At 73.1% G+C, this 14,206-nt stretch carries 11 protein-coding genes; 6 read left to right on the top strand and 5 right to left on the bottom strand.

Translation table 11 applies throughout. The features are described from left to right. Window positions 1–135: 135 nt before the first annotated feature. The 3 genes from ACPZVR_RS18350 to ACPZVR_RS18340 all read left to right on the top strand — a co-directional run bounded on the left by ACPZVR_RS18350 (window position 136) and on the right by ACPZVR_RS18340 (window position 5,062). Window positions 136–2,073: a M3 family metallopeptidase gene (locus ACPZVR_RS18350; protein WP_436701125.1), complete on the top strand. Its 1,938-nt coding sequence runs from the start codon at window positions 136–138 to the stop codon at window positions 2,071–2,073. Between the two features lie 1,101 nt (window positions 2,074–3,174). Next, window positions 3,175–4,119, top strand: coding sequence for a helix-turn-helix domain-containing protein (locus ACPZVR_RS18345; protein ID WP_436701124.1), 945 nt, complete (start codon window positions 3,175–3,177; stop codon window positions 4,117–4,119). Window positions 4,120–4,261: 142 nt separating this feature from the next. Beyond that, window positions 4,262–5,062, top strand: coding sequence for a PadR family transcriptional regulator (locus ACPZVR_RS18340; RefSeq protein ID WP_436701123.1), 801 nt, complete (start codon window positions 4,262–4,264; stop codon window positions 5,060–5,062). 168 nt (window positions 5,063–5,230) lie between these two features. Here the strand turns inward: ACPZVR_RS18340 and ACPZVR_RS18335 are convergent, their stop codons facing one another. Together ACPZVR_RS18335 and ACPZVR_RS18330 are read right to left on the bottom strand one after the other, a co-directional pair. Further along, window positions 5,231–6,598, bottom strand: coding sequence for an aspartate aminotransferase family protein (locus ACPZVR_RS18335; protein WP_436701122.1), 1,368 nt, complete (start codon window positions 6,596–6,598; stop codon window positions 5,231–5,233). A 5-nt stretch (window positions 6,599–6,603) separates the two neighbouring features. Further along, window positions 6,604–8,097 (bottom strand): CoA-acylating methylmalonate-semialdehyde dehydrogenase, encoded by a 1,494-nt coding sequence (locus ACPZVR_RS18330; RefSeq protein WP_436701121.1) that lies wholly within the window; start codon window positions 8,095–8,097, stop codon window positions 6,604–6,606. Between the two features lie 95 nt (window positions 8,098–8,192). Here ACPZVR_RS18330 and ACPZVR_RS18325 point away from each other — a divergent pair, with 95 nt between their 5' ends. After that, window positions 8,193–9,854 (top strand): PucR family transcriptional regulator, encoded by a 1,662-nt coding sequence (locus tag ACPZVR_RS18325; RefSeq protein ID WP_436701120.1) that lies wholly within the window; start codon window positions 8,193–8,195, stop codon window positions 9,852–9,854. 86 nt (window positions 9,855–9,940) lie between these two features. Here ACPZVR_RS18325 and ACPZVR_RS18320 read toward each other — a convergent pair whose 3' ends face one another. From ACPZVR_RS18320 to ACPZVR_RS18310, 3 genes are all read right to left on the bottom strand, one after another. Continuing rightward, entirely contained in the window at window positions 9,941–10,858 is a 918-nt protein-coding gene (locus ACPZVR_RS18320) for a GNAT family N-acetyltransferase (RefSeq protein WP_436701119.1), read from the bottom strand. A 57-nt stretch (window positions 10,859–10,915) separates the two neighbouring features. Next, the gene (locus tag ACPZVR_RS18315; protein WP_436701118.1) at window positions 10,916–11,470 is read right to left on the bottom strand and encodes a YceI family protein; all 555 of its coding nucleotides are present in this window, start codon (window positions 11,468–11,470) and stop codon (window positions 10,916–10,918) included. A gap of 193 nt (window positions 11,471–11,663) precedes the next feature. Continuing rightward, window positions 11,664–11,801: a hypothetical protein gene (locus tag ACPZVR_RS18310; protein WP_436701117.1), complete on the bottom strand. Its 138-nt coding sequence runs from the start codon at window positions 11,799–11,801 to the stop codon at window positions 11,664–11,666. A gap of 233 nt (window positions 11,802–12,034) precedes the next feature. On the opposite strand from ACPZVR_RS18310, the gene ACPZVR_RS18305 reads away from it, so the two are divergent. Both ACPZVR_RS18305 and glmS read left to right on the top strand, forming a co-directional pair. Then, on the top strand, window positions 12,035–12,298 hold the full coding sequence (locus ACPZVR_RS18305; RefSeq protein ID WP_436701116.1) for a hypothetical protein: 264 nt from the start codon (window positions 12,035–12,037) through the stop codon (window positions 12,296–12,298). A 32-nt stretch (window positions 12,299–12,330) separates the two neighbouring features. Then, window positions 12,331–14,196, top strand: a complete 1,866-nt coding sequence (glmS, locus tag ACPZVR_RS18300) for a glutamine--fructose-6-phosphate transaminase (isomerizing) (RefSeq protein WP_436701115.1) — start codon at window positions 12,331–12,333, stop codon at window positions 14,194–14,196. Window positions 14,197–14,206 lie beyond the last annotated feature (10 nt).

Genomic DNA, 14,206 nt, shown 5'->3' with positions numbered 1-14,206 from the left:
GGGAGTTCCACGCGGCGCCCGCAGCGCACCCACGTGATCGCCACAGCTCGGCACGGTGGCGGAACCGGTCCACAGCTTCGCCACACGCCTCCTCCGGCGCGCGGACCCGGATCGAGCCGCTCGTAGGCTTGCGCCATGACGACCGCTCCGCTCGCCCTGCCCGGCTCCGCCGACGACTGGCCCACCTGGTTCCGGGCCTATACCGAGGCCGAGCTGAGCCGAGCGACGGCGCTGGTCGACGGGCTGCGGACGACTCCTCCCGCCGACCCGGTCGAGGTGCTGCGGCAGTGGGACCGCGCCTCCGGCCATCTCGGCAACGCCTCCGCCGCGGGCTCCCTCTTCGGCAACGTCCATCCTGCGGCGGAGGTCCGCGACCTCGCCGACGCGGCCGAGCAGGAGGCGCAGCGGATCGCGACCGCCTGGGGCCTGGACCGGGCGCTCTACGACGTGTTCGCCGCGATCGACGAGGCCGCGGTCGCCGCCGACCCGGAGGCGGCCCGGATGCTCGCCAAGGTGCGCGACGACTTCCGCCGTTCGGGCGTCGACCGGGACGAGGCGACCCGGGCCCGGATCGCGGAGGTGCGCGAGCGCATCACCGAGCTCGACCAGGAGTTCAGCCGGGTCATCCGCGACGACGTACGCACCGTCCGGGTCACGCCGCAGCAGCTCGCCGGCATGCCGGACGACTGGCTGGCCGCCCATCCCGTCGACGACGAGGGCATGGTCACGGTCACCACCGACTACCCCGACTCCGTGCCGGTGCGGATGTTCGCCCGCGACCAGGACGTGCGTCGCGCGGTGACCGTCGCGTTCCTCGACCGCGGCTGGCCCGCCACGGAGCCGCTCCTCACCGAGCTGTTCACGCTGCGCCACGAGCTCGCCACCACGGTCGGGTACGCCGACTGGCCGTCGTACGACGCCGACGTCAAGATGATCGGCGAGGGGGCCGCGATCCCCGCGTTCATCGAGCGGATCGTCGAGGCGGCCGACGAGCCGATGCGCCGCGACCTCGACCAGCTGCTCGAGCGCTACCGCCGTGACTTCCCGGACGCCGCGGAGGTGCCCGGCTACGACTACAACCACTATGCGGAGCTGGTCCGCGCCGAGAAGTACGACGTCGACTCCCAGCGGGTGCGGGCGTACTTCGACTTCGGCAAGGTCCGCCAGGGCCTGCTCGACGTGACCGGACGGCTGTTCGGACTTCGCTACGAGCGTGTGGACGCCCCGGTGTGGCACGAGGACGTGACGGTCTACGACGTCTTTCGGGAGGGCGAGTCCGGGCGGATCGGCCGGATCCACCTCGACCTGCATCCCCGCGAAGGCAAGTACAAGCACGCGGCGCAGTTCACCCTCACCGACGGCGTCGCCGGCGAGCAGCTGCCCGAGGGCGTCCTGGTCTGCAACTTCTCCCGCGGGCTGATGGAGCACGACCACGTCGTCACGCTGTTCCACGAGTTCGGCCACCTGCTGCACCACGTCCTCGGCGGTCACGGCGACTGGTTCCGCTTCGCCGGCGTCGCCACCGAGTGGGACTTCGTCGAGGCGCCGAGCCAGATGCTGGAGGAGTGGGCCTGGCACGCCGACGTCCTGCGCACCTTCGCCACCGACGCCGCGGGCGAGGCGATCCCCGCCGAGCTGGTCGCCGCCATGCGGGCCGCCGACGACTACGGCAAGGGCATCTACGCGCGGACCCAGATGTTCTACGCGGCGATGTCGTACTGGTTCCACGCCGACCGTGCCGCCGCGCAGGCCCCCGACCTGACCGACCGGATGATCGAGCTGCAGGAGCGCTACGCCGCACTGCCCTACCTGCCCGGCACCCACATGTTCGCCAGCTTCGGTCACCTCGGCGGCTACAGCTCCGGCTACTACACCTACATGTGGTCGCTGGTCATCGCGAAGGACATGTTCAGCGCCTTCGACGAGTCCGACCTGTTCGCACCCGAGGTGGCACGCCGCTACCGCGACCGCGTGCTGGTCCCCGGCGGCGCAGGCAATGCCGCGGATCTGGTCGCCGACTTCCTCGGGCGGCCGTTCTCGTTCGACGCGTACGCCGCCTGGTTGGCCCGCTGAGTCCCGCGAGCGACCAGGTCCGCGTCCCGTCCGCGCCCGCCACGGTCGTCACGGCGTCCCGACCGGGCGCCGTGCGGGCGGCAGCCGGGAGGTAGGTCGCGGACCGTGCGCTCGCCGGGCGCGCGTGCGGGGGCGTCGCTCGCCCGCGGCGTACCTGACCGGATGCCGGCCGATGCGCCCAGACCCACACCGCCGCGGCCGCGCCGAGGCCGAGGGCGAAGACGAGGAAGACCGACGCGGTGGTCGGCGTCGTCGGCCGGCCGTGCGTGAGCGCCAGCGTCAGAGCGGGTCCGGCGGCGCCGAGCGCCCCGAACGCGGCGACGACGGCGGCCTGGGCCCACCGCATCCGGGCCGGGATCCGCGGTGCGGACGCGCCGGCGTACCGGCTCGGCCAGGACCGTTCCGGGCCGCGGAGGTGCCGGCGGCGGGCCTGCCAGGGCCGCGCCGTCAGGAGGAGGCCGGCCGCGGTCACGGCGGTCGATGCCGACGCCAGGGTGGTGAGTGCCTCGGGATGGGTGCCCATGGTTCGGGGGGTCCGTTCGAAGGGGCGGCTGCGCCCGAGATCGAGGCCGCGGGTGGTCGGTGTCCGGGCGCCGCCGCTGAGGGTCGGGGCGCCGGAGCGGGTCAGTCGAGGTGGTGGCGCGGTGCGGTCGGGACCGCGCCGGCGGCGTCGGCACCGAGCGGGCCGATCCGGGCGGGTACGCGTGCCGGGCGGGCAGGACGTTCCACGATTCTCCTTCAAGGGCGTAACGCCGATGAGGTCTCGGCGTTGAGCCGGAGGAACCGACCGCCGACGTCTCGGGGCTGGGTTCTCCGGCCGATGGGTCCGGACGCGCCGCCCGAGTGAGCGCGGCCTCCATCTCAACACGACGCGCGGACCGTCCTGACCGGGCGGTTCTCGGATGCGATATCGCCCAGCCAGGGCCGTGGCTCACGCCACGTTGCGCGGTGGGTAAAGACCTCGGTCGGATCCGAGATCCTGCTGCGACCGCCGGTCGTCCTGGTTAGGGTCGGTCAGTCTCCTGCGGATGGACAGGCGGGTCCACGGGCGGGCGCTCTCGGGGGAGGGGCGCCGCCGACTGTGGAAAGAGGACCAGGCGAGTGTGGGAGATCATCTCGTCCTTCGAGGCTCGCGTCGGCGTCGGTGACGACGCCCGCGCGGCATGGGACGGCGGTCAGGCGCGGTGGGTCGCGTTGGAGGGCAGGGCGGCATTGCTGCACCGGGCGGTGCTGGCCAACAGCCTGGCGCTGATCCACCTGGGATCGGCCGAGGACGTCGGTCACCTCGAGGTGTTGAGCCGGGCCGAGGGCGCGGCCGGTCTCGCGCGGATCCAGGAGCGGGTGCTGGCGTCGATCGACGATGAGGAGCGCTCGCTCACCGTCCGGCTGATCACGCGGCTGGGCTGCCTCGCCTGGGGGCGGCAGGCCCGCGCGGGCACCTCCGTCGTCAGTGGTCGTCCCGCGCTCGAGGAGTCCTGTGCCGAGGCGGCGCTGCGACTGCTGCTCGTGGGTGCGCGGGCCGAGGCGCCGCCCGACATCCGCTCGGCGACGGACCTCGGCGCCCTGATCGACAGCCGGGACCTCGCAGCCTGGCGGGCGCTGGCGACGGCCGCGGTGGCCGCGCCCTGGACCGGTCAGGCGGAGGAGCATCTGGAGCTCATCGGCTCCACCGGCCGAGTGGGCGAGACCGCGGCCGTGCAGGCGTTCGTGACGCTGGCGCAGCGGGTGGCACGGGAGAGCGAGCGGCGTGCCGTCGCGCACCAGATCCGCTCCAGCGTCGAGAGCACGGGCCTCTCGCAGCGGGAGTTCGCGGCCCTGGTCGGCACCTCGCCGTCGCGGCTGTCGACGTACCTCACCGGCACGGTGGCGCCCTCGGCGACGATGGCCCTGCGCATCGCCCGGGTCGCCCGGTGGGTGGTGGCCTCCGCCGCCGCGGACGGGTCCGGTGGACCGCCGTCTCGATCCCGCCATGCCGACGACCGCGATCTCGGGCCGGGTTCTCGTGGCCGGCGCCGGTACGCCCGGGCCCGGTCCGACCGCACCTGACCCCTCGCCGAGGAGCGGCTTGTGCGACGGCTTCTCATCGCGTACGGTGGCGATATATCGCGATACGAACACGAACTGTTCCGCGATATCTCGAACACCGACCGGGGCCCACGAGGCCCTCGACATCGAAGGAGGTCCCGACATGGGACGCCACGACGAGAACTTCCGTCCTCACGACGACCGCGACCCCTGGGGTCGCTCCGAGCCGCGCGGGTTCCAGCGGCGCCAGCGCGGCGGGGGCCCGGGCCCCTGGGGCGGCTGGGCCGGCTGGGACCAGTGGGGGGAGCCCGGCCGCGGCCGGGGCCGCCACGGTGGTCCGGGGCACGGCTTCGGCGGTCCGGGCATGCCGCCGCCCTGGCTCGCCGGCCTCTTCGGCATGGGCCGCCCTGAGCCGGGCCGGGGACCCCGGGTCCGGCGCGGCGACGTCCGCTCCGCCATCCTCGACGTGCTCCGCGAGGCCAACCAGCGCGAGGAGTCGCCGAACGGCTACCAGGTGATCCAGGCGATCACCGAGCGCAGCGGCGGCGTCTGGAAGCCGAGCCCCGGCTCGGTGTACCCGACCGTCCAGCAGCTCCAGGACGAGGAGCTGGTCGAGATCGACGAGGCCCGCGGCCGCCGGGCGATGCGGCTGACCGCCAAGGGCGCCACCTGGTGCGAGGAGCACGCCGCCGAGCTCGCCGCCGTCTGGGTGCCCTTCGACCGGGACCGGGAGCGGACCCACGCCGGTGCCGTCGACCAGGGCCACGCCGACCTCAAGGCCGAGATCGGCCAGGTCATGAGCGCGGTCTGGCAGATCGTGACCGCCGGCTCCGACGCCCAGCGCCAGGCCGCCGTCGGCGTCCTCGTCGACGCCCGGCGCAGCCTGTACGGCATCCTCGCCGACGGCCCGACCCAGGACCGGGACGCGGACCCGGAGGACCCCGCCGAGGCCGCCGACAGCTGATCCCCACCCGCCGACCCGGCGCAGATGAAACAGCAACATGCGCTGACCCGGCGCGGATGAAACAGCACTGCGTGATCCGCGGTTCAATCTGCGCCGGGTCGGCGTGTTTCCGGGTTCAATCTGGGCCGGGTCGGTGCGTTTCCGGGTTCAGTCTGCGACGGGTCGGGGTCAGCCCGCGGCGTACTCGTCGGCCACGTCGAGCGCCTCGTCGAGGATCGCGAGCCCCTCGAGCAGCTCCTCGCGCGAGGTGGTGCAGGGCGGGGCGACATGGGTGCGGTTGAAGTGCACGAAGGGCCACAGGCCGCGGTCCTTGCAGGCCGCGGTGAAGCGGGCCATCGGCTCCGCGGCGGGCCCGGCCGCGTTGAACGGGACCAGCGGCTCGCGGGTGTCGCGGTCGCGGACCAGCTCCACCGCCCAGAACACCCCGAGCCCGCGGACGTCGCCGACCGACGGGTGCCGCTCGGCGATCTCCGCGAGCCGCGGGCCGATCACGTCGCGGCCCATCTCCCGCACGTGGTCGAGTACGCCGTCCGACATCACCCGGATCGACGCGACGGCCGCCGCGCAGGCCAGCGGGTGGCCGGAGTAGGTGAGGCCGCCGGGATAGGCACGCTCGCGGAAGGTGTCGAAGATCGACTCCGAGATCACGACGCCGCCGAGCGGGACGTATCCGGAGTTCACGCCCTTCGCGAAGGTGATCAGGTCCGGCGTCACGCCCCAGTGGTCGACGGCGAACCACTCGCCGCACCGACCGAAGCCCGCCATCACCTCGTCGGCGACGAGCACGATCCCGTGCTCGTCGCACAGTGCGCGTACGCCGGCGAGGTAGCCCGGCGGCGGCACCAGCACGCCGTTCGTGCCGACCACGGTCTCCAGCACGATCGCCGCGATGGTCGAGGGGCCCTCGACCATGATCGTGTCGGCCAGGTGCTGCAGCGCGCGCACGCTCTCCTCCTCCTCGGAGGTCGCGTGGAACGCCGAGCGGTAGGGGTACGGGCCCCAGAAGTGCACCGAGCCGGGGATCGACGGCTCGGAGGGCCAGCGTCGCGGGTCGCCGGTCAGCGCGATCGCACCGGCGGTGGCGCCGTGATAGCTGCGGTACGTCGCCAGCACCTTGTGCCGTCCGGTGTGCAGTCGCGCCATCCGGATCGCGTTCTCGTTGGCCTCGGCGCCGCCGTTGGTGAAGAACACGTGGTTCAGCGAGCCGGGCGCGCGCTCGGCGATCAGCCGTGCGGCCTCGCCGCGCACATCGTTGGCGAACGCCGGCTGCACCATGCACAGCCGCGCGGCCTGCTCCTGGATCGCCGCGACCACGGCGGGATGCTGGTAGCCCAGGTTGAGGTTGACCAGCTGCGAGGAGAAGTCGAGGTACCGCCTCCCGTGGTAGTCCCAGAACCGCGACCCCTCGCCGCCCGCGATCGCCAGCGGCGTGATCTTGTCCTGTGCCGACCAGGAGTGGAAGACGTGCGCACGGTCGTCGGCGACGACCTGCTCCACGGCGGTGTCGGTGGTGATCCCGGAGGAGACGGTGGTCATGCCGCTCACCGGTTCCGCGGGAAGCCGAGGTCGACGGCCGAGGTCGCCGGGTCGGGCCACCGCGAGGTGATGACCTTGGCTCGGGTGAAGAACTCGATGCCCTCGGCGCCGTACATGTGGTGCGAGCCGAAGAGCGACGACTTCCACCCGCCGAACGAGTAGTGCGCGACCGGCACCGGGATCGGCACGTTGACGCCGACCATGCCGACCTCGATCTCGCGCTCGAACCTGCGCGCCGCGCCGCCGTCGCGGCTGAACAGCGCCACGCCGTTGGCGAACTCGTTGCGGTTGACGAGGTCGATCGCCTCGTCGAAGGTGTCGACGCGCACGACCGAGAGCACCGGCCCGAAGATCTCGTCGCGGTAGACCGACATCTCCTCGGTGACGTGGTCGAGGAGCGAGGGCCCGAGGAAGAAGCCCGACTCCGGGACCTCGTGACGACGCCCGTCGAGCACGACGGTCGCGCCCGCCGTCGCGCCGGCGTCGACGTAGCCGGCGACCCGGTCGCGGTGCGCGCCGGTGATGAGCGGCCCCATGCCGGTGCCGGGCCGGGTGCCGTCGCCGACCGTGATGTCGAGGGCGCGGTTCTCGATCTCCTTGACCAGCCGGTCGGCGACGTCGCCGACCGCGACCAGCACGGAGACGGCCATGCAGCGCTCGCCGGCGGAACCGTAGGCGGCCGAGACCGCGGCGTCGGCGGCCATCCCGAGGTCGGCGTCGGGCAGCACGATCATGTGGTTCTTGGCGCCGCCGAGGGCCTGGACCCGCTTGCCGGCACGGGTGCCCGCCTCGTAGACGGCCTGGGCGACGGGGGTCGAGCCGACGAAGCTGACCGCCGCGACCCCGCGGTGCGCGAGCAGCTCCCGCACGGTGCCGGCGTCGCCCTGGAGCACGGTGAACACCCCGTCGGGCAGCCCCGCCTGCTGCCACAGCTCGGCGAGCAGCAGTGATGCCGACGGGTCGCGGTCGCTGGGCTTGAGGATGAACGCGTTGCCGGTCGCGATGGCGTTGGCGCACATCCACAACGGCACCATGACGGGGAAGTTGAACGGCGTGATGCCGGCGACGACGCCGAGCGGCTCGCGGATCGACCGGACGTCGATGCCGGTGCCGACCTCGGAGGAGAAAGAGCCGCGCAGGTGCTCGGCGATGCCGACGGCGTAGTCGATGTTGTCGAGGCCGCGGGCGACCTCGCCGGCGGCGTCGTCGAGGACCTTGCCGTGCTCGGCGGTGATGGCGGCGGCCAGCTCGTCGGCGTGGCCGCGGACCAGCTCGCGGAAGGCGAAGAGGACCTGGGTACGCCGGGCGAGCGAGCTGGTGCGCCACTCGCGCGCCGCGGTAGCGGCCGAGGCCACCGCCCGGTCGACGAGTGCGGCGTCCGCGAGCTGGACGGCACCGGTGACCTCGCCGGTCGCGGGGTTGAACACCTCGCCGGTCGGGGCGCCGTCGACGGTGAGGCGGGCGCCGTCGAGCCAGTGGGGGATGGGGGTCGCGGTCATGGTCGGGACCGTAGGCCGAGGCGGCGCCCCGCGGCAGTGGCAGACTGTCTCTGATCGGCCGCCGGGATTGACATGATGACAAGGAGGTGGCGCGCGTGCTGCCGACGCTCGCCGAGGTGCTCGCCCTGCCCGAGCTGCAGCGCGGGGACCCGGTCGTCCTCGCCGGCGCCGGCCGCCTCGACCGCCCGGTCCGCTGGGTCCACGTGAGCGAGCTGAGCGACATCGCCGAGCTGCTCAGCGGCGACGAGCTCCTGCTCACGACGGGCATCGCGCTGCCCGCGTCGTCGTCCGCCCTGCGCCGGTACGTCGACGGGCTGGTCGGGGTGGGCATCGCCGGCCTGGCGATCGAGCTCGGCCGGCGCTACACCGATGCCCTGCCGCCCGCCCTCGTCGCCGCCGCTGAGGAGCGCGGCCTCCCACTGGTCGCCTTCCGGCGGGAGACCTCCTTCGTCTCCGTCACCCAGGCCGTCCACCGGATCGTCGTCAACGCGCACCTCGCCGAGCTCGAGGCGTCGGAGGAGGCGCACCGCGCCTTCACTCGGCTGACGCTCGGCCGGGCGCGGCCGCAGCAGGTGGTCGACCTGGTCGCCGAGATGGCCGGCCGGCCGGTGGTGTTCGAGAACCTCGTCCACCACGTCATCGCCTACAACACGGCAGGGCGCGACCACGACGCCGTCATCGGCGACTGGGAGCGGCGATCGCGCAGCGCCCGCCTGCGCGGTCAGGGTGGTCGGGGCGGTCCGGCTGGTCCGGCTGGTCCGGCTGCTCCGGGTGGCCTGGGTGTCGCCGTCGACGTGGGACCCGAGCCGGGCCGGTTCGGGCGGCTCGTGCTGCTCCCCGACGGCACCGACGGGGCCGACGGGGAGGTGGAGCCGCGCCATCGGATGCTCCTCGAGCGTGGCGCGACCGCGCTGGCGATGGGTCGGCTCATCGACCGCGACGCCCAGAGCCTCGAGCTCCACGCACACCGCACCCTGCTCACCGAGCTCGCGGCCGGCGCCGACGTCCCGCACCTGGCCGCGCGCCTGACTTCCCTCGGGCTGCGCTGGAAGGGCCGCCACGTGACCGGCCTGGTGGTCCGCATGCACGACACCGGGGGCGATGCCGGCGACCTGCGGGCGGTCGCCTCGGACCTGCTCGACGAGCTGCGGGTGCGGCGCGCCAGCGGCCTGGTCGGCCCGGTCGACGACGAGCGGGTGGTCGCGCTCGTGGCCCACGCGCCGGGGGCGGCCGACGTCCTGACCGACCGGCTGGTCGCCCGACTGGCCCGCACCGGCGCACGTCTGGCCATCGGCGTGGGCTCGGCGATCGACGACGTCGCCGGCGCGGCGAGCAGCGTCCGCGAGGCGCTGGTCGTCGCCGACTCGGCCGTCCCCGCCGACCCGCCGCGCGCCGTGCGGCTCTACGACCTGCGCCTGCGGGGTCTGCTGCACCTGCTGCGCACCGACCCGCGCCTGCAGCAGTACGTCGAGCGCGAGCTCGGAGCGCTGCTGGCCCACGACGCCCGCACCGGTGAGCGACTGGCCGACACCCTCGCGGCGTACTGCCGCAGTGGCGGCAACAAGGTGCGCGCCGCCGAGCTGTGCCACATCTCGCGACCGGCCCTGTATGCCCGCCTGCAGCGGATCGGCCAGGTCGTCGACATCGACCTGACCGACCCGGAGAACGTGCTGGCCCTCCATGTCGCGCTGCTCGCCCGCGAGGTGATGACGGACCGGCCGGGCGCCCGGCCGGTGGGTCAGCCGACGATGAGGTAGTCCGCCACCAGGATCAGCGGGTTCTCCTTTGTCGAGGCCGCGCTCGGTCGGGACCCGTCCGTCGGCCCGCGCCCGTCGTCGCCGGCTCAGGACAGGGCGATCCCGCGGTGCACCCAGGTGGAGGCCGGGCGCATGCCGACCTTCTCGTAGAGGCCGAGCGCACCGGTCCGGGAGTCCGTCGAGAGGCTCGAGGAGGTGGCGCCCCGGCTCCGGCCCGCCGCGAACGCCGCGACGAGCAGCGCCTGCGCCAACCCGCGCCCCCGGTGCTCCCGGGCGACCGCCAGCCGGGACACGTAGGTCTCGATGAGGTCGTCGCCGGTGGTGTTCCAGGCGTGCGACACGCCGACCACCCGCCCGTCGGGGCCGGTGACGAGCTGCAGGTGCCACGGCTCGAACCCCGGCCGCTCCCACACCTGTGCGCCGAAGTCGGCGAGAGTGGCGCGCTCGCGACGCGACCACTCCAAGAAGGCGTCCTCGGTCACGGTCCACACCTGCTCGTGGTCCTCGGGCCGTGCCGCTCGCAGGGCGTAGCCGGCGGGCAGGGGCCGCTCCTCGATCAGCGCGCCCTCCGGCAGGCGCAGCATCCAGCTGGTCCAGCGCACGTGGTAGCCGAGCGCGGTCAACAGGCGGTCACCGGCCGATCCCTCGGGCACGGGCATGCCGAGCACGGCGACGCCCCGCTCGCGGGCCAGCCGCTGGGCCCAGTCGGCAAGCCAGGTGCCGATGCCGCGACCGCGGTACGCCGGCAGCACCGCGGCGTCGTACCGCTCCTCGCCGAGGTGCTCGGCGTAGGCGACGACGCGGTCGCCGTCGAGCACCGCGACGGAGCTCGCGCCGAGGTCGTGGGACGGCCGCTGCCAGTCACTGAGCAGGTCGGCCTCGTCGATCTCGACGGTGCCGAGGTCATGGCGCTCCTGCGCGGCGATCACCTCGAAGGTGGCGGGCGCGTCGGCGACGGTGAGCGGGCGGGTGGTCAGGCCGGGCGGCAGGGAGATGACGGACACCCGGATGAGTCTGGACGACTCACCCGGGTGTCGGCGCGCGATTTTCGCGCGCGGCGGTCAGGCGTTCTTGATCGCCGAGATGTCGAACTCGAGCTTGATCTTCTCGGAGACGAGGACGCCGCCGGTCTCGAGCGCGGCGTTCCAGGTCAGGCCCCAGTCCTTGCGGTTGACCGTGACGGAGCCCTCGAAGCCGACGCGGATGTTGCCGAACGGGTCCTTGGCGGAGCCGTTCTCCTCGAACTCGATGGTGACCGGCTTCGTGACGTCCTTGATGGTGAGGTCGCCGGTGATCGTCCACTCGTCGCCGTCGCGGCTGACGTCGGTGGAGACGAACTTCCACTCCGGGAAGGCGGCGGTGTCGAAGAAGTCGGGGGAGGTCAGGTGGCCGTCACGGTCGGCGGCGCCGGTGCTGACGCTCGCGGGGTTGATGGTGAGGGTGACCGACGAGGCGGCGGGGTTGGCGGTGTCGATGTGCGCCGTCGCGTTCCAGTCGGTGAACTGGCCACGGACCTTGGTGACCACCGCGTGCCGGGCGACGAAGCCGAGGCGGCTGTGGGCGGTGTCGAGGGTGTAGTCGCCGGAGATGTCGCTGAGAACTGCGGACTCGCTCATGGTGGGTGCTCCTGATGGTGGGGTTCGTTGAAACTTCAAAGACCGGAACCAATGGTGACACGTCAACCATTCCCGGACAAGTCCGTGACCCGGGTCACATGCCGGGCGGACCGGCCTCTCTCGCCCCGCAGGTACCCGGAAATGCGACAAGCCGCCCCGGGGCGGGGCGGCTTGTCGAAGAGAGTCGCGTGCGTCAGGCAGCGTGCGAGTGCGTGGCGGCGGGCTGGCCGACCTCGACCCAGACGGCCTCCATGCGCGTGTGTCCGTCGGCGCCGGTCACCGGCAGCCAGCGCATCTCGAGATGCGTGTCGGTCATGTGCGTGTTGGTCATGGGTCACCTCCTGTTCACCTTGTGTTCACCAAGGTAGCACATTCCCCACTCCGCCGCCCGAAGAGGCCACATCCGTGCCGACGCCGCTCCACCTGGCCGGGTGGCGACCGGTCTCGAAGGCAGTCGACGCTCCACCGCGCGCTGGAGGAGCGTGATCGCGACAAATCTGCCATTCCTGCCCGATTCCGGGCAGGAAGTTGAAATGACCTGCGCCTGGGGTGCACGCTCACCTGGTGCACGTCGACCAGCGGCTCCTCCGGCACGTCCAGGACAGCACCGGCCTGGGCAGCGCGGAGGCCATCCGCCTGATCCAGGACGTCCTCGCCTTCCACGACGAGACGGTGGAGGAATGGGTCCGGCGTCGGCACGCGGAGCTGAAGGCCCAGGGTGCGAAGAACGAGCAGATCTTCGCCCGGCTCCGTGCGGAGCTGCGGACCACGGTGGTCGCGGCACCGCAGCTGTCGGAGCGCCAGCTCCGGCGGATGATCTACGGCTGATCGGGCCGACACGACCCAGGGAGGACCAGGACATGTGCGGCATCGTCGGCTACATCGGGACCCAACAGGCGGCGCCCCTCCTGCTGGAGGGGCTGTCGCGGCTCGAGCATCGCGGCTACGACTCGGCCGGGGTGGCGGTGCTCGGGGGCGGCGGGCTGAAGGTCGCCAAGCGGGCGGGCCGGGTACGCGACCTCGCCGACGGCCTGCCCAAGCGGTTCGGCGGCAAGATCGGCATCGGGCACACCCGCTGGGCGACCCACGGGCCGGCCAACGACGCCAACGCCCATCCCCACACCGACGAGGCGTCCCGGGTCGCGGTGGTCCACAACGGCATCATCGACAACGCGGCCGCGCTGCGCGCCGAGCTCGCGGACGACGGCGTGGTTCTCGCATCCGACACCGACACCGAGGTGCTCGCCCACCTGATCGCGCGCTCGACGGCGACGACCCTCGAGCAGCGGACCGCCGAGGCGCTGGCCCGGGTCGAGGGCACCTACGGCGTCGCCGTCGCCCACGAGGACTTCCCCGACCGACTCGTCGTCGCGCGCAACGGAAGTCCGCTGATCATCGGCGTCGGCGATCGCGAGATGCACGTCGCCTCCGACCTCGCCGCCCTCGTGCGCTACACGACGACCGTCGCGCATCTCGACGACGGCGAGATGGCGACGGTGACCGCCGCCGGCTTCACGACCTACTCCCTGGGCCGGCTCGAGGCCACCGGGCGCACCGAGCTGACCGCCACGGACCGCCGTGCCAAGGAGGTGGACATCGACCCGGCGGCGTACGACGCCGGCGAGCACGACTCCTTCATGCACAAGGAGCTCCTCGAGCAGCCCATCCGCGCGGAGGCCGTGCTCCGCGGCCGCCTCGACGACCGGTTCGGCACCGGGCACCTCGGCGGCCTGAACCTCGACGCCCGCGAGCTGCGCGCGATCCGCCGGGTCAAGATCCTGGGCTGCGGCTCGGCGTACTACGTCGGACAGATGGGGGCCTCCCTCCTCGAGGAGCTGGCGAGGGTCCCGGCCGACGCGGAGCCGGCGAGCGAGTTCCGCTACCGCAACCCGATCGTCGAGCCCGACACGCTGTACGTCGCGGTGAGCCAGTCGGGGGAGACCATCGACACCCTGCTGGCCGTCCAGGAGGTCCAGCGCAAGGGGGGCCGGGTGATCGGCCTGGTCAACGTCGTCGGCTCGGCCATCGCGCGCCAGGTGGACGGCGGGATCTACCTGCACGCCGGACCCGAGGTCGCCGTCGCGTCGACCAAGGCGCTGACGAACATGTTCCTCGCCTTCGCGATGCTCGCCGTCCAGCTCGGCCGGGTCCGCGACCTCTCCATCGCCGACGGCCGTCGGCTCATCGCCGGCCTCACCCGGATCCCCGAGCAGATCGACCAGGTGCTGGCGACCGAGGCCGAGCTCGCGGTCGTGGCGAAGCGGCTCGCGGAGGCGGAGAACCTGTTCTTCGTCGGCCGCGTGCGCGGCTTCCCCGTCGCGCGCGAGGGCGCGCAGAAGTTCAAGGAGATCAGCTACCGGCACGCGGAGGCCTACCAGACGAGCGAGCTCAAGCACGGCCCGCTCGCGCTCATCTCGCCGGAGGTGCCGACCGTCGCCGTCGTGCCGGACGACGAGCTCGTCGAGCGCAATGTCGCCGCCCTCCACGAGATCGCCGCGCGCGGCGGCCCGCTCGTCGTCGTCACCCATGCCGGCGTCGACCTCGGCGACCTGGACGGACCCGGCGGCAGGGTGGTCGGCCGGATCGACGTGCCGCGCAACGAGCGTGAGCTCGACCCGATCCTCCTCACGATCCCGCTGCAGCTGCTCGCCTACCACGCCGCCCTGGAGCTGGGCCACGACATCGACAAGCCGCGCAACCTCGCCAAGTCCGTCACCGTGGAGTGACGGCGCCGGC

The organism is Nocardioides segetis (assembly GCF_051390595.1).
Taxonomy (GTDB): Bacteria; Actinomycetota; Actinomycetes; order Propionibacteriales; family Nocardioidaceae; genus Nocardioides.
Note: the sequence above shows the minus strand (reverse complement) of the source record. Positions and strands in the feature narration are given on the sequence as shown.